General features: G+C 66.8%; 20 protein-coding genes. 6 read left to right on the top strand and 14 right to left on the bottom strand.

The genetic code is table 11. The features are described from left to right. Nucleotides 1–9: 9 nt before the first annotated feature. The 10 genes from HWX09_RS00625 to HWX09_RS00580 all read right to left on the bottom strand — a co-directional run bounded on the left by HWX09_RS00625 (nucleotide 10) and on the right by HWX09_RS00580 (nucleotide 11,174). Complete coding sequence (locus HWX09_RS00625; protein ID WP_027783045.1) at nucleotides 10–1,455, bottom strand: NAD-dependent succinate-semialdehyde dehydrogenase; 1,446 nt, start codon at nucleotides 1,453–1,455, stop codon at nucleotides 10–12. A 153-nt stretch (nucleotides 1,456–1,608) separates the two neighbouring features. Further along, nucleotides 1,609–2,919, bottom strand: a complete 1,311-nt coding sequence (locus tag HWX09_RS00620) for a cytochrome c (RefSeq protein ID WP_027783044.1) — start codon at nucleotides 2,917–2,919, stop codon at nucleotides 1,609–1,611. A 14-nt stretch (nucleotides 2,920–2,933) separates the two neighbouring features. After that, nucleotides 2,934–5,153: a xanthine dehydrogenase family protein molybdopterin-binding subunit gene (locus tag HWX09_RS00615; protein WP_027783043.1), complete on the bottom strand. Its 2,220-nt coding sequence runs from the start codon at nucleotides 5,151–5,153 to the stop codon at nucleotides 2,934–2,936. Between the two features lies 1 nt (nucleotide 5,154). Further along, a complete protein-coding gene (locus HWX09_RS00610; RefSeq protein ID WP_006479019.1) occupies nucleotides 5,155–5,610 on the bottom strand; it encodes a (2Fe-2S)-binding protein in 456 nt (151 codons plus the stop codon). A 148-nt stretch (nucleotides 5,611–5,758) separates the two neighbouring features. Beyond that, complete coding sequence (locus HWX09_RS00605; protein WP_027783042.1) at nucleotides 5,759–6,058, bottom strand: putative quinol monooxygenase; 300 nt, start codon at nucleotides 6,056–6,058, stop codon at nucleotides 5,759–5,761. Between the two features lie 94 nt (nucleotides 6,059–6,152). Then, on the bottom strand, nucleotides 6,153–7,211 hold the full coding sequence (locus tag HWX09_RS00600) for an NADP-dependent oxidoreductase (protein WP_027783041.1): 1,059 nt from the start codon (nucleotides 7,209–7,211) through the stop codon (nucleotides 6,153–6,155). A 234-nt stretch (nucleotides 7,212–7,445) separates the two neighbouring features. Beyond that, nucleotides 7,446–8,066: a TetR/AcrR family transcriptional regulator gene (locus HWX09_RS00595; RefSeq protein WP_027783040.1), complete on the bottom strand. Its 621-nt coding sequence runs from the start codon at nucleotides 8,064–8,066 to the stop codon at nucleotides 7,446–7,448. Nucleotides 8,067–8,235: 169 nt separating this feature from the next. Then, a complete protein-coding gene (locus HWX09_RS00590) occupies nucleotides 8,236–9,255 on the bottom strand; it encodes a DNA-binding protein (protein WP_027783039.1) in 1,020 nt (339 codons plus the stop codon). A 395-nt stretch (nucleotides 9,256–9,650) separates the two neighbouring features. Further along, nucleotides 9,651–10,544, bottom strand: coding sequence for an alpha/beta hydrolase (locus HWX09_RS00585; protein ID WP_063831200.1), 894 nt, complete (start codon nucleotides 10,542–10,544; stop codon nucleotides 9,651–9,653). A 33-nt stretch (nucleotides 10,545–10,577) separates the two neighbouring features. Beyond that, complete coding sequence (locus tag HWX09_RS00580) at nucleotides 10,578–11,174, bottom strand: membrane protein (protein WP_027783037.1); 597 nt, start codon at nucleotides 11,172–11,174, stop codon at nucleotides 10,578–10,580. A 404-nt stretch (nucleotides 11,175–11,578) separates the two neighbouring features. Between HWX09_RS00580 and HWX09_RS00575 the strand changes: the two genes are divergently transcribed. From HWX09_RS00575 to HWX09_RS00565, 3 genes are all read left to right on the top strand, one after another. Next, nucleotides 11,579–12,253, top strand: a complete 675-nt coding sequence (locus HWX09_RS00575; RefSeq protein ID WP_027783036.1) for a cation diffusion facilitator family transporter — start codon at nucleotides 11,579–11,581, stop codon at nucleotides 12,251–12,253. Between the two features lie 473 nt (nucleotides 12,254–12,726). Continuing rightward, the gene (locus tag HWX09_RS00570; RefSeq protein ID WP_027783035.1) at nucleotides 12,727–13,134 is read left to right on the top strand and encodes a helix-turn-helix transcriptional regulator; all 408 of its coding nucleotides are present in this window, start codon (nucleotides 12,727–12,729) and stop codon (nucleotides 13,132–13,134) included. A 2-nt stretch (nucleotides 13,135–13,136) separates the two neighbouring features. Further along, nucleotides 13,137–14,477 (top strand): type II toxin-antitoxin system HipA family toxin, encoded by a 1,341-nt coding sequence (locus tag HWX09_RS00565; RefSeq protein ID WP_027783034.1) that lies wholly within the window; start codon nucleotides 13,137–13,139, stop codon nucleotides 14,475–14,477. Between the two features lie 158 nt (nucleotides 14,478–14,635). On the opposite strand, the gene HWX09_RS00560 is transcribed toward HWX09_RS00565, so the two are convergent. Then, entirely contained in the window at nucleotides 14,636–15,763 is a 1,128-nt protein-coding gene (locus HWX09_RS00560; RefSeq protein ID WP_027783033.1) for a VOC family protein, read from the bottom strand. A gap of 359 nt (nucleotides 15,764–16,122) precedes the next feature. On the opposite strand from HWX09_RS00560, the gene shiA reads away from it, so the two are divergent. Then, nucleotides 16,123–17,430, top strand: a complete 1,308-nt coding sequence (gene shiA, locus HWX09_RS00555; RefSeq protein ID WP_027783032.1) for a shikimate transporter — start codon at nucleotides 16,123–16,125, stop codon at nucleotides 17,428–17,430. A gap of 33 nt (nucleotides 17,431–17,463) precedes the next feature. Here the strand turns inward: shiA and HWX09_RS00550 are convergent, their stop codons facing one another. Further along, complete coding sequence (locus HWX09_RS00550; RefSeq protein WP_230469094.1) at nucleotides 17,464–18,204, bottom strand: HNH endonuclease; 741 nt, start codon at nucleotides 18,202–18,204, stop codon at nucleotides 17,464–17,466. A gap of 242 nt (nucleotides 18,205–18,446) precedes the next feature. Between HWX09_RS00550 and HWX09_RS00545 the strand changes: the two genes are divergently transcribed. Beyond that, nucleotides 18,447–19,748 carry a UDP-N-acetylglucosamine 1-carboxyvinyltransferase gene (locus HWX09_RS00545; protein WP_027783030.1) on the top strand — a complete coding sequence of 434 codons (1,302 nt, stop codon included), beginning with the start codon at nucleotides 18,447–18,449 and terminating at the stop codon, nucleotides 19,746–19,748. Between the two features lie 72 nt (nucleotides 19,749–19,820). On the opposite strand, the gene HWX09_RS00540 is transcribed toward HWX09_RS00545, so the two are convergent. Next, the gene (locus tag HWX09_RS00540; RefSeq protein ID WP_027783029.1) at nucleotides 19,821–20,234 is read right to left on the bottom strand and encodes a PIN domain-containing protein; all 414 of its coding nucleotides are present in this window, start codon (nucleotides 20,232–20,234) and stop codon (nucleotides 19,821–19,823) included. Continuing rightward, on the bottom strand, nucleotides 20,221–20,409 hold the full coding sequence (locus HWX09_RS33490; RefSeq protein WP_027783028.1) for an AbrB family transcriptional regulator: 189 nt from the start codon (nucleotides 20,407–20,409) through the stop codon (nucleotides 20,221–20,223). The genes HWX09_RS00540 and HWX09_RS33490 overlap by 14 nt, the downstream gene beginning before the upstream one ends. A gap of 164 nt (nucleotides 20,410–20,573) precedes the next feature. On the opposite strand from HWX09_RS33490, the gene HWX09_RS00535 reads away from it, so the two are divergent. Then, nucleotides 20,574–21,344 (top strand): IclR family transcriptional regulator C-terminal domain-containing protein, encoded by a 771-nt coding sequence (locus tag HWX09_RS00535; RefSeq protein WP_027783027.1) that lies wholly within the window; start codon nucleotides 20,574–20,576, stop codon nucleotides 21,342–21,344. Nucleotides 21,345–21,351 lie beyond the last annotated feature (7 nt).

The raw sequence follows: 21,351 nt of genomic DNA, 5'->3' as shown, positions 1-21,351 counted from the left end.
GACCTGTCGTCAAACCGCCATCACCGTTACCGACTTCGTGACGAGGTACGGCTCCAGCGCTTCCGGCCCGCCTTCCGACCCGTAGCCCGAATCCTTCACGCCGCCGAACGGCATTTCCGGCCACGGCGTCGCCGGCTGGTTGATCCACAGCATCCCGACTTCGAGGCGCTGCGTGAGCAGGTGTACGTTCGCGAACGAGCGCGTGAACGCATAGCCGGCCAGACCGAACGGCAGACGGTTCGCTTCGGCGATCGCATCCTCGAGCTTGTCGAAGCCGCGAATCGCCGCGACCGGGCCGAACGGCTCGTTGTTGAACACGTCCGCTTCGAGCGGCACGTTCGCGATCACGGTCGGTGCGAAGAAGTTGCCTTCGGCGCCGATCCGCTCGCCGCCGGTCTCGATGCTCGCGCCGACCTTGCGCGCGTTGTCGACCACCGACGCCATCGCGGTCAGACGCCGCGGGTTCGCGAGCGCGCCGAGCGTGGTGCCTTCGTCGAGGCCGTTGCCGATCTTCAGCCCTTCGGCATGCTTGACCAGCGCACGCGTGAATTCGTCGCGGATGCTGTTGTGCACGAGGAAGCGCGTCGGCGAAATGCAGACCTGCCCCGCGTTGCGGAACTTCGCACCGCCGGCGGCCTTCACCGCGAGCGCGACGTCGGCATCCTCGGCGACGATCACCGGCGCGTGGCCGCCCAGTTCCATCGTCGCGCGCTTCATGTGCTGGCCCGCGAGCGCGGCCAGCTGCTTGCCGACCGGCGTCGAACCCGTGAACGTGACCTTGCGGATCACCGGGTGCGGGATCAGGTACGACGAGATTTCAGCCGGATCGCCGTACACGAGGCCGATCACGCCGGCCGGCACGCCTGCATCGACGAACGCGCGCAGCAGCGCGGCCGGCGATGCAGGGGTTTCTTCCGGCGCCTTCACGAGGAACGAGCAGCCGGTCGCGAGCGCCGCGCTCAGCTTGCGCACGACCTGGTTGACCGGGAAATTCCACGGCGTGAACGCCGCGACCGGGCCGACCGGCTCCTTCACGACCGTCTGCTGCGCACCGAGGTTGCGCGGCGGCACGATCCGGCCGTACACGCGGCGGCCTTCGTCCGCGAACCATTCGATGATGTCGGCCGCCGACAGCACTTCGACGCGCGCTTCGGTGAGCGGCTTGCCCTGCTCCTGCGTCATCAACTGCGCGATCGTGTCCGCGCGTTCGCGCACCAGCGCGGCCGCCTTGCGCATCGTCGCCGCGCGCTCGTGCGCGGGCACCTTGCGCCATGCCTCGAAGCCGCGCTGCGCGGCGGCGAGCGCACGGTCGAGATCGGCGATGCCCGCGTGGGCCACCTTGCCGATCGGCTTGCCGGTCGCCGGGTTCACGACGTCGATCGTCTTGCCGCTCGCGGCGTCGACCCACTCGCCGTCGATCAGCAGTTGCGTATCCGTATAAGTCACGTTAGCCATCCAGACACCCCTACATTGCGTCGATAAAACGCGCGCTGCCGCGAGCGGCCGCGCGCCGGTTGACAGAAAGAGCAACGCCGCCGGGGCTGACAACCGCCCGGCGGCGCAGACGGCAGGCACGTCGGCCTGCCGTCGTTCCGCATGGGACCGCGCTCAGTGCGCGGCCGCCGTCGCCTTGCGGAGTTTCGCGACGTCCGCCGCCTGCACGGCCGGCGCGCCGTTGTTCCAGCCGGCGCGCATGAACGTCAGCACGTCGGCGATCTGCCGGTCGTTCAACTGGTTCGAGAATGCCGGCATCGGATAGGCGGACGGCACGCCGCCGATCACGAGCGTGTCGCTGCCGTTCAGCGTCACGTTGATCAGCGACGAGGCATCGGCCTCGAGCACGTTCGGATTGCCGGCGAGCGGCGCGAGCAGCGGCGCATAGCCGCGCCCGTCCACACCGTGGCAATGCAGGCAGTAAGCGTTATACACCTTCGCGCCCGGATCGGTTGCCGGTCGGCCCAGCGCGGCCTGCGTCGCCTTCGGATCGTAGCGGTACGGCGGCGCGCCCGTGCCGCCTGCCGCCGGCAGCGATTTCAGGTAGCGCGAGATCGCGGCCAGATCGTCGTCGGTCAGTTCCTGCGTGCTGTGGTTGATCACGCTCACCATCGAGCCAAACGCGGTCGCGTGCTGATTCGCGCCGGTCTTCAGGAACTGCGCGACGTCGGCCTCGTTCCAGCGGCCGAGCCCGGTGTTGTGCTCGCCGGTCAGGTTCGACGCGAACCAGTTGTCGATCGATGCGCCCGACAGGAACGCCGCGCCGCTTTCGTCGAGCGCCTTCTCCTGGAAGCCGACGCCGCGCGGCGTGTGGCACGACCCGCAGTGTCCGAGCCCCTGCACGAGATACGCGCCGCGGTTCCACGTCGCATCCTTCGCCGGCTTGTCCGCGTAGGGCGTCGTGTCGAGGAACACCATGTTCCACAACGCGAGCGGCCAGCGCATGTTGAGCGGCCACGGGATGTCGGACTGACGGTTCGCCTGCTTCACCGGTTCGACGCCGTGCATGAAGTACGCATACAGCGCCTTCACGTCGTCGTCCTTCAGCTTCGCGTACGACGGATACGGCATCGCCGGATACAGGTTGTGGCCGTCCTTCGCGACGCCCTTGCGCAACGCGCCGGCGAACTCGGCTTCGGTATAGCCGCCGATGCCCGTGTCCGGATCGGGCGTGATGTTAGTCGTGTAGATCGCGCCCATCGGCGTGACCATCTTCAGGCCGCCCGCGAACGGCGTGCCGCGTGGCGCGGTGTGGCACGCGACGCAGTCGCCGGCTTTCGCGAGATACGCACCGCGCGCGACGAGCGCGCTGTCGGCGGGCGCCGTCTGCGCGGCATGCGCGCCCGTGCCGACCACCAGGGCGGACAGCGCGAGCAACGATGCGCGGAGCGCATTCAGGTTCAGGTTCGGGGTGAGAAGTCGCATGGTCGTTCCCTCCCTCAGGCCGTTTTCAGCTGGTTGCCGACCGGCAGCTTGCGCAGCCGCGTGCCGGTGGCCGCGAAGATCGCGTTCGACAGCGCCGCCGCGGTCGCGGCGGTGCCGGGCTCGCCGATCCCGCCCGGCGCCTCCCCGCTCTTCACCAGATGGACTTCGATCGGGGGCACCTCGTTGATTCGCATCATTCGGTAGTCGGTAAAGTTGGTCTGCACGACGCGGCCGTCCTCGATCGTGATCTCGCCGTACAGCGCGCCCGTGATCCCGAAGATGATGCCGCCCTGCACCTGCGCCTCGATCGTGTTCGGATTCACATACATGCCGCAGTCGACCGCGCACACGACGCGCTTGACCTGCACCTCGCCGCCGTCCACCGCGACGTCGATGACGATCGAGAAGAAGCTGCCGAACGCATGCATGACCGACACGCCGCGCCCCTGCCCCTTCGGCAGCGACGCGCCCCAGCCGGCCGCCTTCGTCGCGACGTCGAGCACGTTGCGTGCGCGCGGCGTCTTGTCGAGCAGTGCGCGGCGGTACTGCACCGGGTCGGTCTTGGTCTGAGCGGCCAGTTCGTCGATGAAGCTCTCGACGACGAACGTGCTGCGCGTGGGCCCGACGCCGCGCCAGAACGCGGTCGGCACGTGGCGCGGCTCCTGGCGCACGTAGTCGACGAGCTGGTTCGGCAGGTCGTACGGCAGTTCGGCCGCGACCTCGACCGCATCGGGATCGACGCCGTCCTTGACCGCGGGCGGCGCGAAGCGCGCGAGAATCGACGAGCCGACGATCCGGTGCTGCCACGCGACCGGCTTGCCGTTCGCATCGAGGCCGGCCGAGATCGCGTCGTAGTAGCACGGGCGGTACATGTCGTGCTGGACGTCTTCCTCGCGCGTCCAGATCACCTTCACCGGTGCATCGACCTGTTTGGCGACTTTCACGGCCTGGCCGACCATGTCGGTTTCGAGCCGCCGGCCGAACCCGCCGCCGAGCAGGTGGTTGTGCACGACGATCTTGTCCGGCGACAGCCCGGTCAGTTGCTGCGCCGTGTCGCGTACGCGGGTCGGCACCTGCGTGCCGACCCAGATCTCGCAGCCGTCGCCGCGCACGTGCACCGTGCAGTTCACGGGCTCCATCGTTGCGTGGGCGAGCAACGGCTGTTCGTAGACGGCGTCGACGCGCGTCTTCGCGTTCGCGAACGCCTTGCCGACGTCGCCTTCCTTGCGCGCGACCGCACCCTTGCCGTTCGCCGCCGCGTGCGCGAGATCCGCGAAAAGATCCTTCGTCGACACCTTTGCGTCCGCGCCTTCGTTCCACTTCACGACGAGCGCCGATGCGCCGCGCTTCGCGGCCCACGTGTGATCGCCGACCACCGCGACCGCGTTGTCGACGCGCACGACCTGGCGCACGCCGGGGATCTTCCTCGCGGCCGTGTCGTCGACGCTCGCGACCGTGCCGCCGAACACCGGGCTGTTCACGATCACCGCATACAGCATGCCGGGCACGCGCACGTCGAGCCCGAACTGCGCGGTGCCGTCGACCTTCTCCGGCGAATCGAGGCGCTTCGCGGGCGTGCCGATCAGCTTGAAATCCGCCGGCTTCTTCAGCACGACGTCCTTCGGCACCGGCAGCTTCGCCGCGGCGTCGGCCAACTGGCCGTACGATGCGCGCCGGCCGCTCGGCGGATGCTGCACTTCGCCGTTCGCCGCGCGGCAACTGGCCGGATCGACGTTCCATTGCTTCGCGGCCGCCGCGACCAGCAGCGTGCGCGCCGTGGCGCCCGCGCGGCGCAGCGGTTCCCACGCGTAGCGCACCGACGTCGAGCCGCCGGTGAGCTGGCCGCCGAGCAGTGGATCGAGGAACAGTTTCTCGTTCGGCGGCGCATGGTCGAGCGTCACGCTCGACAGCGGCACTTCGAGTTCTTCCGCGATCAGCATCGGCAGCGCCGTGTAGACGCCCTGACCCATCTCGACCTTCGGCATCACGAGCGTGATCTTGCCGGCGCGGTCGATCTGCACGAAGGCGTTCGGTGCGAACACGCCGGGCGCAGCGGGTTCGGCTGCGTCGCCGCCGATCACCGAGCGGCGTGCGTCGTCGCCCGCCGCCGGCAGGCTGAAGCCGAGCAGCAAGCCGCCGCCGGCCGCTGCGCCGAGCGACATCCCAAGTTTAAGGAACGACCGGCGCGACACGCCCGTGCCGGCCCGACCTGCTTCGATCAGTCCTCGCGACATGTCAGGCCTCCTTCGCGGCTTGTTTGACGGCCGCGCGAATCCGGTGGTACGTACCGCAGCGGCAGATGTTGCCGGCCATGGCCGCGTCGATGTCGGCATCGCTCGGGTTCGGGTTCGATGCGATCAGCGCGGTGGCGGCCATCACCTGCCCCGACTGGCAGTAGCCGCACTGGACGACGTCGAGCTCGCGCCAGGCCTGCTGGACCTTGTGGCCGGCCGGCGTCGCGCCGACGGCTTCGATCGTCGTGATCTTGCGGCCCGCGACGGCCGCGACCGGCAGCACGCACGAACGCGCGGCAACGCCGTCGAGATGCACGGTGCACGCGCCGCATTGCGCGATCCCGCAGCCGAACTTGGTGCCGGTGAGGCCGACGACGTCGCGCAGCACCCAGAGCAAGGGCATGTCGTCGGGGGCGTCGACCGAGCGGGTTTCGCCGTTGATGTTGAGGGTGATCATTCAGCCTCCGGGGCCGTTGTATTGGGGAAGCGGCGCGAACGGGGCACGCTGCGCCGTGTGGTCGTCGTCGCCGTTGCGTCGTGCGCAACGGGTGCCGCGCGGCCCGGGTGCGGACGAGCCGCGGCGGTGGTGTTGCATGCTTGCGTCGTTACTCGGCCACGTCGATGCCGGACAGCACCTTGATGACCGACGGTGCGGTGAACCAGTCGGCCGACTTCCTGCGGAATTCGCCGAAATGCGGACTCGCGAGGTGTGCGTCGAACGCCGCCTGGTCGTCGTAGATTTCATACAGATGCAGGTTCGGCGAACCGTCCTGCTCGCGGAACAGGTCATAGCGCCGGTTGCCCGGTTCGGTGCGCGTCTTGGCGACCAGGCTGCGCAGTTCGGCCTCGGCGGCCTGCGCGTGTTCGGGTTTCGGGAACAGCGAAGCAATCACGTGAAGCGCCATTTTTTCCACTCCTTTGAAAACGGAAACGAGCATGCCACAAGCCGGCGTCTCGCGACGCCAGCGTGCAGTGGTCGTATGTCGTCGAGCGGAGGGATCAGGCCAATTCGTCCGGGCCGACCCGCACGACGACCTTGCCGAAATTCTTGCCGGCGAGCAAGCCGATCAGCGCTTGCGGCGCGTCGGCGAGATCGGGAACGACGTCCTCGAGCGTCTTCACCTTGCCTTGCGCGACCCACTCGCTCATGTCCTTCAGGAACGGCGCATAGCCGGTCGCATAGTGATCGAGGATGATGAAACCCTGCACGCGGATGCGCTTGCGCAGGATCGCGCCCATCAGCGCCGGCACGCGGTCACGGCCGGTCGACACAGCCTTGTCGTCGTATGCCGCATCGTTGTAGTGCGCAATGATTCCGCAGACGGGCACGCGCGCATGGTCGTTCAGCAGCGGCCACACCGCGTCGAACACGGCGCCGCCGACGTTCTCGAAATAAACGTCGATGCCGTTCGGGCACGCGTCCTTCAGCTTGGCGGCAAACGCCGGATCGCGATGGTCGACGCACGCGTCGAAGCCGAGCGTGCCGGTCACGTACGCGCACTTGTCGGCGCCGCCCGCGACACCGACCACGCGGCAACCCTTCAGCTTCGCGATCTGGCCGACCACCGCGCCGACCGCGCCGCTCGCCGCGGCGACGACCACGGTTTCGCCGGCCTTCGGTTCGCCGATTTGCAGCAGCCCCGTGTACGCGGTGAAGCCCGGCATGCCGAGCACGCCGAGCGCGTACGACGGGTGCGCGAAGTCGCGGCCGAGCGGGATCAGGTCGCGCCCGTCGGACAGCGCATAGTCCTGCCAGCCGGCTCCGGCCACGACGAGATCGCCTTCGCGAAACGCCGGCAGGTTCGACGCCACCACGCGACTGACCGTGCCGCCGACCATCGGCTGCCCCAGTTCGGCCGGCGGCGCATAGGACGGCGCATCGCTCATCCGGCCGCGCATGTACGGGTCGAGCGATAGCCAGACGGTGCGCAGCAGCACCTGGCCTGCGCCAGGCACCGGCACGTCACCGGTTTCGGCGCGGAAGTTGTCCGGCGTCGGTGCGCCGACCGGGCGCGAATTCAGGACGATCTGGCGGTTTGCAGTCTTGCTTTGCGGCATGTGAGCCTCCGTCAACAGGAATGAACGTGCTGCGTGGGCACGCTCGGATCAGGGATGGACCAGCGGGAAGTGCGCGCCCGCGGCGCCATCGGCGATCGAGCCGGTGCGGTCGCAGGCAGGCGGGTGGAGCGATGGGGACAGCGTAACGCGGCGTGAGGCATTCGTCATGAACGATTGAGTAGACCAGTCGTCTAGAATCAGGGCAAAAACAAGGCGCGCCGATGCGCGCCCGGATTACGACTGCGCTCCGTCGTGCGCGGCCGGCGGCAGGTTCAGCATGCGCCGCGTTTCGACCATCGCCCTTTCGAGCGGTTTGCGGTTGCGGTGAATCTTTTCCAGCAGCGTCGCGCCCAGCCACAGCTCGTACAGGATCGCGGCCGTGTACGACGGATCGTCGACGCCGCTCAGCGAACCGTCGGCGAGGCCGGCCTCGATGCCGCCCGCGAGCCGCTCGATGATCTGGCTGGTGCCGCGCCGCAGTACCGTGCGCATCGCTTCCGACAGATCCGACACTTCCGCGCCGAGCTTCACCGCGAGGCACTTGCCTTCCGGATCGTCCGCGCATTGCGTGTGCAGCCAGTTGCCCCAGTACGTCATCAGCCGCTCGGCGCCGGTGCCGGCCTGCTGCTCGAGCAGATTGTCGAGATGCGCGAGATAGCCTTCGAAATACGATTCGAGCAGCGCTTCGCCGAATGCCTCTTTCGAGCCGAAGTAATGGTAGAACGAGCCCTTCGGGATGCCCGCCGCGGCGAGAATCTCGTTCAGACCGACCGCCGAAAACCCCTTGTGGAGCATGATCGGCTTCGCGATATTCAGGATGTGCTGGCGGACTTCGGCGCCTGACGATGCATTCATGATGGCGTATGGTAGCAACGATTAGACCGGTCGTCTAGTAACGTCGAGCCGGCATGTTGAGCGGCACTTTACCCGATCCCCGTCGCAGGCCCAATGTCTGGCTGGCGCGCTTCTCGTCTGTCTGAGTCGTATGCGCGTGTTGCGTCATGGCGGCGACTCGGTTGCGCTGTCAGCGCGGCGCCTCGCCGGCGCGCTTTCTCGTGCGCGCCCGTCGCTCGCTACGTTCGGCGGCCGGCGCGATCTTGACGCCGCGCAACGGCGGCCGGCGCACCAGCGCCGCCATCTCGCGCCTCAATGCATCGAGTTCGTTGCCGCGCGCTGCCTCCGCCGCCAGTGCGCCGTCGAGCTGCCCCTGAAGCACGCCGCAGCGATGCAGCGCGTCGCCAAGTTGAGCCTGTAGTGCGGCTGTGTCTTTCCGCTGCTGCGCATCGCGTTGTTCCGCGCGCGATGTCGCCGCGTCGAGTTCCTTTTGCAATCGCGCGGCGGCGAGCCGCTCGCGATCGATTTCCTGAAGCGCCCGCTTCTCCGATGCGCGCAGCCGCTCCTCGGCGCGGCCGGCGTCGTCGCGCAACCGGTCGAGTTGGGCGGTGAAATCCGCACGCGCCTCGGCGAGTGCACGATCGCCCTCCGCGTTGTCGGCCTTCAGGCGTTCGATATCCGCTTGCAGCGCTTGCCGCGATGCATCGTCCGCCGCCCTCGCCTGCTCCAGTTCCTGAATGCGGACCTGCGCAGCCAGCAGCGCGGCCGTGCGTTGCTCCAGCGCGGTTTCGGTTCGGGCCAGTTCGGCCTGCAACGTCGCGACTTCCGTTTGCGCCGCGGCCCGCTGGGCTTCGACTTCCGTGCGCAACGCGTCGAGCGCCGCTGCCGCGTCGGTGCTCGACCGGTTCCACAGCGCCGCGACGAGTTCGCCCGCCGCTGCCTGCAGATCGGCCGGCAGGTCCGGATGCTCGATGCGCACACGGCTTTTTTCCCGCAGCTCGGCCCAGAACTCGCCGAGAACGGCCGTCGGCGTACTCATGCTGCCCTTGCGAACGAGCTGGTACAGGCGGTTCGCCGTCGGCGTGATGCCGAAACGGAAGAACAGCAGCGCGCAGGCTTCGCGGTACAGCTCGCGCGTTTTGGGGAAGTCGGCCTTGAGGCGCTCGATTTCGGCGGTCAGGCGGGGTTCGGCGGCAGCGAGGTCGGACATGGTCGATTGTTGTCTGGAATTTCGTAAATAATATAACGTAAACCGTTAAATATCCAATCATCGGCCGGCGACGATTTGACATTATTTCTATAATGTCGAGAATTGGCTGGCGGAAGACGTGCACGCCCGGCCCCGCTGATTACGGCGTGGCGCGGTGCGGCGTCGAAATGCTGGAATCCCCTACCGGGTCATGGCCCACTGAGTCGCCGAGTGCGCCGCCTGCAGGCGGCCGGCATCCAACCGCATTCCCAGCCGGCCGGCACGGGTAAATCACGGGATCGGGACAGCCGCCCTTTGCACGGCAGCAGCCGGACAAATACGATCGCGCCACGCGCCACACGCGCGGCAACGAAACACGAGCGTGCGTGCGACGACGGCACGAAGCGCGCCGACTTTCAGCGGCCGGGCGCCGCTTCCCTGAAGAAGTCGATCAACTGTCGTGTCAGAAAGGCCGGATTCTCATCCGGCAGCCAATGCCCGGTGTTCGGCGCAACGGCTCCGCGCACGTCCAGCGCCAGTTCCCTAGCCATGTCGATCTCTTTGGTGCCATTGCTCTTGTCGCCGGCGAGCGCCAGCACCGGCATCGGGAGCTTGTGCTGCATGAATGCCTTGAACTGCGTCTCGTCCTGCGCAAACGCGCGATAGAGTTCGAAGCCGGCGCGCAGCGCGCCTGGGGCTGCATAAGCGGCGGCATAGACGGCGATATCGTCGTCCGACAGCGGGACGTGGGTTCTCTTCTTGTAGAAATCGAGAATGTACGCGCGCTCCTTGCCCGCAATCAGCATTTCCGCGATATCGCGCTGCTGATGCAATCCGAAGTGCCAGAGCTGCGGATCGGCACGGGCCTTCGCTTCGTCCCAGACGCGCGTGCCCGGCACCGGAACGTCGAGCATCGCAAGCTTCACGATCTCGGCGGGCCATTGCGCGGCGTACGCGTAGGCCACCATCACGCCGATGTCGCGGCCGACGAGGTGAATGCGCGTCGCGCCCAACTGGCGAACAAGCGCGCGGATGTCGCCTGCCATCGAGGCTTTGTCGTAGCCGCCGAGCGGTTTGTCGGATTCGCCCGCGCCGCGGTAATCGACCGCGACGACGCGATACCCCTCTTCGGCCAGCGCGGGCATCACGTGACGCCACGTGTACCAGGTTTGCGGCCAGCCATGCAGCAGGAGCACCATCTCGCCGTCGTCCGGCCCGCCGGTCACGTAATGGAGGCGCACGTCGTCGACCTGCGCGTAGTGCCGGCTGAATCGTCGATCGAAACCGGCGGGCAGGCCGGCCACCGGCATCCCTGACATCGATTGTTCATTCTGCATGGGTCGTCATCCGTTACTTTGTCGGTCGCTCAACCGGTCGACCTGCTTCACGCCCCGGAGCAGCCATGGCCGAAGTTGCCTCGTGAGGAACGGCATGATGATCCAGGTCAGCGACGAAGTCAGGAGTGCGGAGCTGAGCGCGAGTTGGACAGGACGCTCCAGGGCGGGAAGGAGCGCATTCAGAAGGTAAGTGATCGACAGCAGGACCGGATAAACGGCCAGCCACGTCACGAGAAACGTCTTCCACTTCGGTGTGGCGGGCTTGCCGGCGATCGCGAACCACGCATCCATGCCGATCGCGGCGTCGCGATGTTCGTCCGATATCTGGTCGCCCTTCGCAACCAGCTTTCGCCGTTCCCCGGAGGCCTCCCACGCATGCAGGTGCTCCGGCGAGTCGAAACGATAAATCAGGTAGTTGATGCCGCTTGAATCGCTCAGGCGAACGTTGCCGAGGTGCCCCGGGTAACGCCGCGCTGCCGCGTCGATTTCGCGCGCCCATCGATCGAATTGCCTTTCCCGCCCCGGATGAACGACGCGGCTGACGACGATCGTGCTTGATTCGCGCATCGTGTCGGGCGGGGAAAGGCGTTGGCTGTCGTGCATCTGGTTGCTGGAGCGAGTGGGCAGTCCATTTCGGTGCTCGGCGGTGCCCGATGGCGTGCGAGAACCCGCCCCATACGCCGTTTGGGCGAACATGCCGGGCCGTCGCGCAAGCAAATCACGGTCCTGCCGCAAGCGGGCAGTGTCGCTTGTCGCGCTTCGACGCTCGCTCGAACGGCCTGCGTCGATGGCGCGGCAGCATCAAGCGATGCCGTCGAATTCGCTACCAAATGAACGCGTGCTGTAATTTTTTCAGCAAGAGCGAAAGCGTGGAGCGCGACGGGTTATCGGTAAGTGGATTGCCATGCGCCAAATCCTCGCCCAGCGCCTTCGTTTCGTCTGTCATTCGCGTGCCACCGTAGGCCGGTAACGTTCGAACCCGCCCCGATTCCGACAAGCGATCCGCCATGCAGCGCCCGTCGCGCGCCACGCCCCACGCGCCCCACGTTTACACAGCCACGTCCCGCGCCCTCGCCGTCAGCCTCGCGGTCAATCTGCTGCTGCTCGCCGTCGAGACGGCGGCGGCATGGTCCGCGCATTCGTCCGGGCTGCTCGCGGACGTCGCGCACGCCGCGATCGATCTCGCGGCCGATGCGCTGATCCTCGTCGCCTGCCGGTTCGACGCGCGCCTGCCGCCGGAGCGACGCCCGACCTACGAGCCGCTCGCACTCACGGGCCTCGGCGCGTTACTGGCCGCGACCGGCGCGCAGATGATCTGGCATGCGTTGACGCGGTTCGATACGCCCCCCGTCGTGCAGCCGGGCGCGACCGCGATCGTGCTGGTTGCCGTCACGCTCGCCGGCAAGGCCGTGCTGTCGTACTGGATGCTGCGCAAGGCGCGCGAGACCGGCTCCGCGCTGCTCGAGGCGAGCGGCTGGCACGTGCGCACCGATGCGCTGTCGTCATTGCTCGCGGCGCTCGCGATGAGCGCGGCGCTGCTCGGCCTCGGCCGTCTCGACGATCTGGCCGCGCTCGCGATCGGCGCGCTCGTGATCCGCACGGGCGCAGGGTTCATCCGGCGCGGCTGTGCGCAGTGGCCGGCATTGGCCGATTGGGCGAGTCGCTCGACGCGCGGGTCGTGAACACGGGTAGTCGCGCCGCGCGTTGATGCTTCGATACGCGTGATCGACTGCACGGGATGAAGAAGAGGCTCGCCCCCGCGAGCCTCCTTTGCGTGATGTCGCCATCGGCATGGAGTTCTTGGCGTACCGATGCTACCGCCCACCCGGGCGGCACGACACTCCCGGGCAAAATCCGCACGAGCGCCGCCGAACAACAGCCGCGGCATACAGCATGGGACGGTTTCGCCCAATGGAGTATCGGGACGTCTTGCACGGCATCCCGCGACGCACACGTATGCTCCGCCGGCGGCGTGACGGGGCGATGCGCGGGTGTCGTGCGCGACGACCACAGGCGAATTGACCGATTAGGCTGCGTGTAACAGGCTATTGCTTGTTTTTTGGTAATACAGTCTGCAGTTTGTATTTTGACGATACATGCCATAGACTGTATTTTCCGATTACAAACGATCGTCTGTCATCTCGCGGAGCGCCCGATGGCCTTTCCTGTCCAGACCTTGACCCAGTTGCGCCCGATCCTCGTCGGCTTCCGCAAATCCGCGGGGCTCACGCAGGCACAACTGGCCGCCCGCCTCGGCATCACCCAGCAATCTTATGCTCAGCTCGAAGCCAATCCGTCCGCGGTCAGCATCGAACGGCTTTTCAAGGTGATGAACGCGCTCGGCGTTCGCATGATGCTCAGCCTCGACGAGCGGGATGCACCGGCGGAAGCGGCCGATTCGGCTTCCGCTGCCGAACCGGTGGTGCGCCGCCAGCCGGGCGCGAGCAAGCGCGGCACCCCGGCCGCGACAACCCCGACCGCGGCCGCCGCCGGAACTGCGCGGATGCGCCCGACAGCGACGACTCGGGCCACGCCACGCGTCTCGGAGCGGGAGGACTGGTGACGATGGTCGCACGCGCCCGCAGCAACCGGCTCGACCTGTGGATGAACGGCATTCCTGTCGGCTACTGGGAAATCCGGCGCGGGGTCGAGCGTCTCGTCTACCTGCCGGACTGGCTTGACGATCCCCAGGGCCGGCCACTGTCATTGTCGCTGCCCTTCACGCCCGGCAACCAGCCGCACCAGGGCGCGATCGTGGCCGACTACTTCGACAATCTGCTGCCGGACAGCGAGCCGATCCGCCGCCGCATCGCGCAGCGTTACCGGCTCCGATCGACAGCGCCGTTCGAATTGCTCGCGTCGATCGGCCGCGATTGCGTCGGCGCGATCCAAATGCTGCCGCCCGACGAGATACCGGTCAATCTCGAGGGAATCGAAGGCGCGCCGCTCGACGACGCAGCCGTTGCCGATGTGCTGCGCCACGCGACCGCGACGCCGCTGCCCGGCCGCGGGGAACCGGACGGCGACCTGCGCCTGTCGATTGCCGGCGCGCAGGAAAAGACGGCGCTGCTGCGTCAGCGCAACCGCTGGCTGCGGCCGTCGGGCAGCACGCCGACGACCCACATCTTCAAGCTGCCGCTCGGGCGCGTCGGCAACATGCAGGCCGACATGCGCACGTCCGTCGAAAACGAATGGTTGTGCTCGAAGATCGTCGCCGCGTACGGCTTGCCGGTCGCACCGTGCGATATCGGCCGGTTCGACGATCAGAAGGCGCTGATCGTCGAGCGCTTCGACCGGCGCCCGTCGCGCGACGGCTCGTGGATCGTGCGGCTGCCGCAGGAGGACATGTGTCAGGCGACCGGCACGCCGTCGGGGGCGAAATACGAAACGGACGGCGGCCCCGGCATCGAGACGATCATGGGCATCCTCGCGAATTCGGCCGACGCTTCCCGTGACCGGATGAATTTCTTTGTCGCACAACTCGTGTTCTGGGTGTTGGCGGCGATCGACGGCCACGCGAAGAATTTCAGCATCGCGCACCTGCCCGGTAATGCGTATCGCAGCACGCCGCTGTACGACGTGCTGTCCGCGCATCCGATCATCGGTACGCGCCGCAATCAAATCCCGCCGAGCCGCGCGCGCCTGGCGATGGCCGTCTGCGGGAAGAACCGGCACTACGTGATCGGGGAAATCCAGCCGCGCCACTGGATCGCACAGGGCCGGCGCGTGGGCCTGAGCGAAGACGACGTGCGGGCCGCGATGACGGCCGTCGCAACACGAACGGAGCCCGCGATTGCCGAAGCCGCCGCGCAGATCCCAGCGGATTTTCCGGCGGACGTGGCAGACGCGATATACGCGGGCATGCGTCGGCAAAGCCGCAAACTCGCGGCGGGCGATCCGGCGTGACAAACCGACCGGCCGCGACGGGCTGTCGGTCTTCGCCGCAATACTTCGACCCTCGGTCGACCGGCGGTCCTGACGGGACCGAAGCAGTTACGCCGCCGCAGATACGGACTTCGAACGCCCCGCGCCGAACCGCGTGCCGACCGCCGCCGCCGGATCGTTCAGCCGGCGTCGCGCGCGCGGGCGAGGGCCGCGAGGTTGCCCTCGCCGAACCCGTGGTGCCCCTTGCGCTGCACGATCTCGAAAAAGATCTCGCCGGGGCGACGTTTGACGAAGGTCTGGAAGAACAGTCTCGGCACACCGTCGCTGCCGATCTCGCCGTCGACCAGCACCGCGCGGCGGCGCAGCGCGTCGAGATCGACACCATGCGCGGGCAGCCGCGCGTCGACGTCGTCGTAATAGCGTGCGGGCGGCTCGATGAATTCGACGCCGTTCGCACGCAGCGCATCGACGCACGACAGGATGTCGTCGGTGGCCAGCGCGACGTGCTGCACGCCCTCGCCCGGATGGTCGGGCAGGTACGCATGCATCAGCTCGGTGCGCCGCGTGCCTTCCTCGTAGACCGGAATCCGCACCGCGCCGCACGGCGACACCATCACGCGCGACTCCTCCGACACATGCCAGTGCGCGTCGATCTGATGGATCTCGCGAAAATGCAGCAGGTCGTGGTAGAAATCCAGCCACTCCCGCATGCGGCCCGCACCGACGGTTTGCGTGAAGTGATCGACCTGCTGCAGGCCGACGCCCGCGCAGTCTAGATCGGTATGCGCGGTCGCGATGTCGATCGGCCGGAAATCGATGTCGAAGATCGAGATGTCGCCGACGCCGCCGCGCTGGCCGTCCCGCCCGCGCCAGCGGTCGACGAAATACAGGTGCGAATCGCCGATGCCCTGGATCGCCGGGATCTTCAGCTCGCCGACGCCGACCTTTTCGCCTTCGAAGGCCCACGCCCCGAGCTGGATCGCGCGCTCGAACGCGCGCCGGGCATTCGCCACCCGCAACCCGATCGCGCAGACACCCATCCCGTATTCCTCCGCGTAGCGCGCGGCGAAGGAATCGGGCTCGGCGTTGATCAGGAAATGCATCTGCCCCTGCCGGTACAGCGTGACGTTCTTGCTGACGTGCCGCGCGATCGCCTTGAACCCGAACTGCTCGAAGCGCTGCGCGAGCGCTTCCGGCACGGGCGCCGCGAATTCGACGAATTCGAGGCCGGCCATCCCGAGCGGATTGGCGGCCGGATCGGCGACGGGCGGCGTATCGCTGGACAAGGGGTGGGAATTGCCGGGCATTCCAGTCTCCGGGGGCATGCGGTCGATGGGACGATTGCGCCTGTCGCGTGCGGCATGCGCGGCCGATGCGGCGGCCTCGCATCCGCCCCGAACGGGCGCGTTGTCGATGCTGCAGATTTTAACCAGATCGTTCACGGCGGCACACCCCGGCCGAACGGGATATCGCCGCGCCGCCTAGTGCAAACCCGAAAAGCGTTCGGTAATCGCACGGAATTGAACGATAATCGCGCACATTATCCGATTGGCCAATTGCCGCCGTGCGGCCCGCGCCCTATTCTCCGTTCACCCATCGACTTCAATGCAGCATCGGACGCGGCGCCGCCACGATTCCACGATGCGCCGTGCCAGGAGACATCGCCATGACCCCCACCTTCGACACCCTCGACGCCGCCGCCAGCGCCCGAGCACGCAGCCAGGCCCGCAAGGCCGCGGTCGGCAGCTTCGTCGGCGCCGTCGTCGACTGGTACGACTTTCTGTTGTACGGGATCGTCGCCGCGCTGGTGTTCAATTCCGAGTTTTTCCCGAAAGTCAGCCCGACGATGGGCACGCTGGCGGCGTTCGCCACCTTTGGCGTCGGCTTCCTATTCCGGCCGCTGGGCGGCATCGTGTTCGGCCACTACGGCGACCGGCTCGGCCGCAAGCGGATGCTCGTGCTGACCGTGATGCTGATGGGGCTGTCGACGGTCGCGATCGGCCTGTTGCCGGCATTCTCGACGATCGGCTGGTGGGCGCCCGTGCTGCTGGTGCTGATGCGCGCGATCCAGGGTTTCGCGGTCGGCGGCGAATGGGGCGGCGCGGCGCTGATGGCCGTCGAGAGCGCGCCGAAACAGAAGAAAGCGTTCTACAGCAGCGGCGTGCAGGTCGGCTACGGCGTCGGGCTCGTGCTGGCCACCGGCATCGTATCGATCCTGAGCCATACGCTCGGCGAGGCCGCGTTCAAGTCGTGGGGCTGGCGCCTGCCGTTCGTGTTCAGCATCGTGCTGGTGCTGATCGGGCTGTGGGTGCGCAAGAACATGGACGAATCGCAGGAGTTCGTCGAGAAGGTCGAGCACGGCAACCGCAAGCTGCGCCTGCCGGTGCTGGAAGCGCTGACGCGCCACCCGAAGGCGTTCCTGCTGATCGTCGCGCTGCGGCTCGCCGAACTGTTCACGATGTATATCGTCACCGCGTTCGCGCTCAGCTATTCGACGACGAACCTCGGCATGTCGCGCGACCTGTTCCTGAACATCGGCCTGTTGGTGGGTGCGGTGAGCTGCGTGACGATCCCCTGCTTCGCGTGGCTGGCCGACCGCTACGGCCTGCGCCGCATCTACCTGATCGGCGCGCTGATCGGCCTCGCGTCCGCGGTGCCGTTCTTCGTCGCGCTGGAAGCACGATCGATCGCGTGGATCGTGATCTTCTCGATCCTGCTGGCGAACGCCGCACACGACATGGTCGTGAGCGTCCAGCAGCCGCTGTTCACCGAGCTGTTCGGCGCCGAATACCGCTATAGCGGCGCGGGCGTCGGCTACCAGTTCGCGAGCGTCGTCGGCGGCGGGTTCACGCCGTTCATCGCGGTCGGCCTCGTCAGCGTGGCAGGCGGTTCGTGGCACCTCGTCGCCGGCTATCTGGCGGTCGGCTGCCTGATCTCGCTGGTGGTCGCCGCGCGGATGCGAGCGGCGCGGTGACGCAGTGAGCGCGTGGCCGACGAGCGTCGCCGATTACGCGCGAACGAGGCGCGGCAGGCGCGCGTAGAGGCGTTCGACGAGTTGTCGGGCGCTCTCGCCGTAATGCAGCTCGCGGTGGCAGTTCGGGCAAACGGCCACCGTATTCGATACGAGATCGGGGCCTCGCTCCGCCAGCTTGCGGATGTGGTGGACTTCCAAGTACGGCAGCCCGTCGGCCCCCTTGAACGGGGCGGGTTCGCTACAGCATTCGCAAGTCCCGTTTGCTTGTGCGAGCACCCAGGCCTTGACCCACGGATCACGACGAATTTGGGTCACGGTCGCACTGGTGGTAGCAGGATTCGCGTTGCCCGGTGGTGGCGCAATCTGCGTCTTTTTCAACGCGTCGCGCACGTCGAGTTCGAATTTCACGGTCGGAGCAGCCGACCGCTGCTCCAGTTCATTAATGAACTGCTCGATCAGCACCCCGTTCGCACCGACGTTCTTTGCGGGCTTGAGTCCCGAAAGCCATTGGCGGCCCATCAGCGCCAGCACATAGGAAATGTTCTGCATCCGGTACTCGAAGGCTTTCGCCGTGCGATTGAACTCTCCGGCCAGCCTGTCGTACACCGCTTTCTTGACGTATGGCTGCCCCGTGCGCTCGTTTTCGAGCATTTTGAGATATTCATCGACGGAAGAACGGAGTTCATCATGCGTCCACGGCCGCCCGTCAGCGTTCGCAGAAACATCTTCATTTAAAGGAGATTGGGGAGATGGTGTTGACATGAACGGCCGCATTCGGGAATCCGATCTCGATTTTACGAGATAAGGAACCATTCCGATCCAGTTGGCCGCGGCAGGTCGTTTTCATTTTTTGCGGGACGATTTCTCGGTTGGCATGCCGGTACCGCTCACGCCCAACGTCAAACACCGTCAATCTCGCGCGCCGATTCCCCTTTTCCCCCTCCGAACATTCCACGCCGCGTGCCGACCAATGGCATCATATGGGCCTACGTCAGTCACCGATACGCCCCCATATCATGTCGAATCTCATCGTCCACGGCGGCACTCCGCTGCGCGGGGACATCAAGCCGTCCGCGAACAAGAACGCCGTCCTGCCGATTCTGTGCGCCACCCTGTTGACCGATCAGCCGCTGCGCCTCGTCGGCGTGCCGGACATTACCGACGTGCGCAAGATCCTCGACATCTTCCGCACGCTCGGCAGCGACGTGTCGGTCGATTTCACGACGGGTCTGCTCGAGCTTCACCATCGCGACACGAAGTTCGATCCGGCGGTCCACCGGCTGCCCGAGGCGATGCGTTCGTCGATCATGCTGATTCCGCCGCTGCTCGCGCGCTTCGGCGTCGCGCGCCTCGAGAACGACGTGAAAGGCTGCACGCTCGGCGTGCGCGAGATCGATCCGCACGTCGAGGTGTTCGAACGTTTCGGCGCACACATCGAACGCACGCCCGATTCGCTGATCGTCCGTACCGACGGGCCGCTGACGGCCAACGATCACTGGCTCGACTACGCGTCGGTGACGACCACCGAGAACTTCGCGCTGTGCGCGACGACCGCGAACGGCACGTCGACGCTGATGAACGCCGCCTCCGAGCCGCACGTGCAGGAGTTCTGCCAGTTCCTCGCGATGATCGGCGTCGCGATCGAGGGCATCGGCACGTCGCGGCTTTGCGTGACGGGCGGCCGCAAGCTCGGCGGCGGCGAGTTCCGCTTCGCCGAGGATTTCCATGAAATCGCGACGTTCCTTGCGCTCGGCGCGATCACGGGCGGCGACATCACGGTGCGCAATTCGTCGCCCGAGCATTTCCCGCTGATCGACCGCACGTTCGCGAAATTCGGCGTCACCGTCACGCACCGCGACGGCTGGTCGCGCGCGGAACGCGACGGCCCGCTGCGCGTGCGCCGGCCGTTCACGCAGAACATCCTGACCAAGGTCGAGGCCGCGCCATGGCCGTACCTGCCGGTCGACCTGCTGCCGATCTTCATCGCGCTCGGCGTGCGCGCGGAAGGCAGCGCGATGTTCTGGAACAAGGTCTACGACGGCGCGCTCGGCTGGTCCGGCGAACTGTCGAAGTTCGGCGCGCACGTGCTGTTGTCCGACCCGCACCGGTTGATCACGTTCGGCGGGCTGCAGCTGACGCCGGCGCGCGTCGAGAGCCCGTACATCATTCGCGTCGCGATCGCGCTGCTGATGGTGGCCGCGAGCATCGAAGGCCGCTCGGAAATCATGAACGCGCTGCCGATCCGGCGCGCGCATCCGCATTTCGTCGAGAACCTGCGTTCGGTCGGCGCGAACGTCGAGTGGACGAGCAGCGAGTAAGGTCATGACGGATGCGGCGCGCGTAACGGTCGCGTCGCATCCGGTTCCTCCGCTTTTCCGGTTCGCCCGTCCTCAAGCAAACGGGTTGCGCAATACCGGACCGCCGTCCACTTGCAAGCCGTCGTGCATGTCTTCGGTGTACAGATATTCGCACCCCTCGATCGACGCAGTTGCCACGATGCATGCGTCGTCGAAGGACAGGCGATACCGCTCCGCCAGCCGCCGCGCGAGGTCGTGCGCATCGACGGTGAGCGGCACGACATGGCACAAAGTCCGGATCGGCTCCAGAAACTTCCCTACCTCGCGCCACGGCATCCTCAATTTGCGGTTGCAGACACTGGCGACCTCATTCAACACCTGGACGCTGATGGTTGGCCGTCGAAGGAACAGCGCCTCCGCACGATTCGCCTTGGTTTCGTTCTCGGACAGCAGATAGAGCACGATATTGCTGTCGATGAACGATTTCGTCGTCTCAATCCTGCTCATTCGCATCGTCCCGGCTGAACTTGAAATCCGCGGGCAACTTGCCCCTGAAACGCCGCAGCCGCTCCAGAAGCTCGTCGGGTCTCGGCTTACGGCTTACCGCGAAAACGCGGGGACTGTCGACCACACTGGCCGGAAGACGAACTGCCAGGCTATTGCCCCATTTTGCGACCTGCATATGCGTCTCCATAGATATACGTCACAGACTGTATATCTTCGGCGCGAATCCGCAATTCGACTGAATGGACAATGGCCGTCAGCCGCGTCCCGTTACCTCACGACTCGCGCGATAATCGCTCACTCCCGCGCGAACACCGCGCACCCACCGCCCACCCTCCGACGATGAAAAAGCCCGATCTCGACCGACGCGACTGGATTGCCGGCCTCGAAAAAGGCCTGATGATCCTGGAGGCATTCGATAGCCAGCACGCGCGCATGACGCCCACGCAGGCGGCCGCGCGCACCGGCCTCACGCGCACGGCCGCGCGGCGCTATCTGTTGACACTCGAGTCGCTCGGCTACGTGTACACCGACGGCAAGCTGTACGGCCTCACGCCGCGCGTGCTGCGCGTCGGCTGGTCGTACTTCGATTCGGCGCGGCTGCCGCGCACGGTCCAGCCTTATCTGCAGCAACTGAGCGCGTCGCTGAACGAATCGGCGTACGTCAGCGTGCTCGACGGCTGGGAGCTCGTGTTCATCGCGCGCAACGGCGTGTCGCGCGTGATGACGACGGGCTTCGTGCTAGGCGCGCGCGTGCCGGCGCCGCTGACGTCGCCCGGTGTCGTGCTGCTCGCCCATCATCCCGATCGCGAAGCCGTGCGTGCGTGGCTCGACGAGACCGAACTGCCGCCGTTCACGCCGAACACGATCACCAACAAGGCGCGGCTGCTCGAACAGGTCGACCAGGCGCGCGACGCCGGCTTCGCGGCGATCGAGCAGCAATTGCAGGTCGGCGTGCGCGGGATCGCGGTGCCGCTGAAGAACCGTCACGGCGAAGTCGTCGCCGCGCTGAGCACGAACATGCCGATCGGCGCGGAGACGACCGACGCGGCCGTGCGGCGCGTGCTGCCGCATCTGCAGGAAGCGGCGCTCGCGATGCTCAACGTGCTGTAGCGCACGC

This window comes from Burkholderia sp. BCC1208, from assembly GCF_902833095.1.
In the GTDB taxonomy this organism is placed as follows: domain Bacteria; phylum Pseudomonadota; class Gammaproteobacteria; order Burkholderiales; family Burkholderiaceae; genus Burkholderia.
Note: the sequence above shows the minus strand (reverse complement) of the source record. Positions and strands in the feature narration are given on the sequence as shown.

What these genes read in the sequence shown, in the direction of transcription:
- HWX09_RS00625 (WP_027783045.1), bottom strand. Translation starts at nt 1,455, where the DNA reads ATGGCTAACGTGACTTATACGGATACGCAACTGCTGATCGACGGCGAG.
- HWX09_RS00620 (WP_027783044.1), bottom strand. Translation starts at nt 2,919, where the DNA reads ATGCGACTTCTCACCCCGAACCTGAACCTGAATGCGCTCCGCGCATCG.
- HWX09_RS00615 (WP_027783043.1), bottom strand. Translation starts at nt 5,153, where the DNA reads ATGTCGCGAGGACTGATCGAAGCAGGTCGGGCCGGCACGGGCGTGTCG.
- HWX09_RS00610 (WP_006479019.1), bottom strand. Translation starts at nt 5,610, where the DNA reads ATGATCACCCTCAACATCAACGGCGAAACCCGCTCGGTCGACGCCCCC.
- HWX09_RS00605 (WP_027783042.1), bottom strand. Translation starts at nt 6,058, where the DNA reads ATGGCGCTTCACGTGATTGCTTCGCTGTTCCCGAAACCCGAACACGCG.
- HWX09_RS00600 (WP_027783041.1), bottom strand. Translation starts at nt 7,211, where the DNA reads ATGCCGCAAAGCAAGACTGCAAACCGCCAGATCGTCCTGAATTCGCGC.
- HWX09_RS00595 (WP_027783040.1), bottom strand. Translation starts at nt 8,066, where the DNA reads ATGAATGCATCGTCAGGCGCCGAAGTCCGCCAGCACATCCTGAATATC.
- HWX09_RS00590 (WP_027783039.1), bottom strand. Translation starts at nt 9,255, where the DNA reads ATGTCCGACCTCGCTGCCGCCGAACCCCGCCTGACCGCCGAAATCGAG.
- HWX09_RS00585 (WP_063831200.1), bottom strand. Translation starts at nt 10,544, where the DNA reads ATGCCGGTGGCCGGCCTGCCCGCCGGTTTCGATCGACGATTCAGCCGG.
- HWX09_RS00580 (WP_027783037.1), bottom strand. Translation starts at nt 11,174, where the DNA reads ATGCACGACAGCCAACGCCTTTCCCCGCCCGACACGATGCGCGAATCA.
- HWX09_RS00575 (WP_027783036.1), top strand. Translation starts at nt 11,579, where the DNA reads ATGCAGCGCCCGTCGCGCGCCACGCCCCACGCGCCCCACGTTTACACA.
- HWX09_RS00570 (WP_027783035.1), top strand. Translation starts at nt 12,727, where the DNA reads ATGGCCTTTCCTGTCCAGACCTTGACCCAGTTGCGCCCGATCCTCGTC.
- HWX09_RS00565 (WP_027783034.1), top strand. Translation starts at nt 13,137, where the DNA reads ATGGTCGCACGCGCCCGCAGCAACCGGCTCGACCTGTGGATGAACGGC.
- HWX09_RS00560 (WP_027783033.1), bottom strand. Translation starts at nt 15,763, where the DNA reads ATGCCCGGCAATTCCCACCCCTTGTCCAGCGATACGCCGCCCGTCGCC.
- shiA (WP_027783032.1), top strand. Translation starts at nt 16,123, where the DNA reads ATGACCCCCACCTTCGACACCCTCGACGCCGCCGCCAGCGCCCGAGCA.
- HWX09_RS00550 (WP_230469094.1), bottom strand. Translation starts at nt 18,204, where the DNA reads ATGCGGCCGTTCATGTCAACACCATCTCCCCAATCTCCTTTAAATGAA.
- HWX09_RS00545 (WP_027783030.1), top strand. Translation starts at nt 18,447, where the DNA reads ATGTCGAATCTCATCGTCCACGGCGGCACTCCGCTGCGCGGGGACATC.
- HWX09_RS00540 (WP_027783029.1), bottom strand. Translation starts at nt 20,234, where the DNA reads ATGAGCAGGATTGAGACGACGAAATCGTTCATCGACAGCAATATCGTG.
- HWX09_RS33490 (WP_027783028.1), bottom strand. Translation starts at nt 20,409, where the DNA reads ATGCAGGTCGCAAAATGGGGCAATAGCCTGGCAGTTCGTCTTCCGGCC.
- HWX09_RS00535 (WP_027783027.1), top strand. Translation starts at nt 20,574, where the DNA reads ATGAAAAAGCCCGATCTCGACCGACGCGACTGGATTGCCGGCCTCGAA.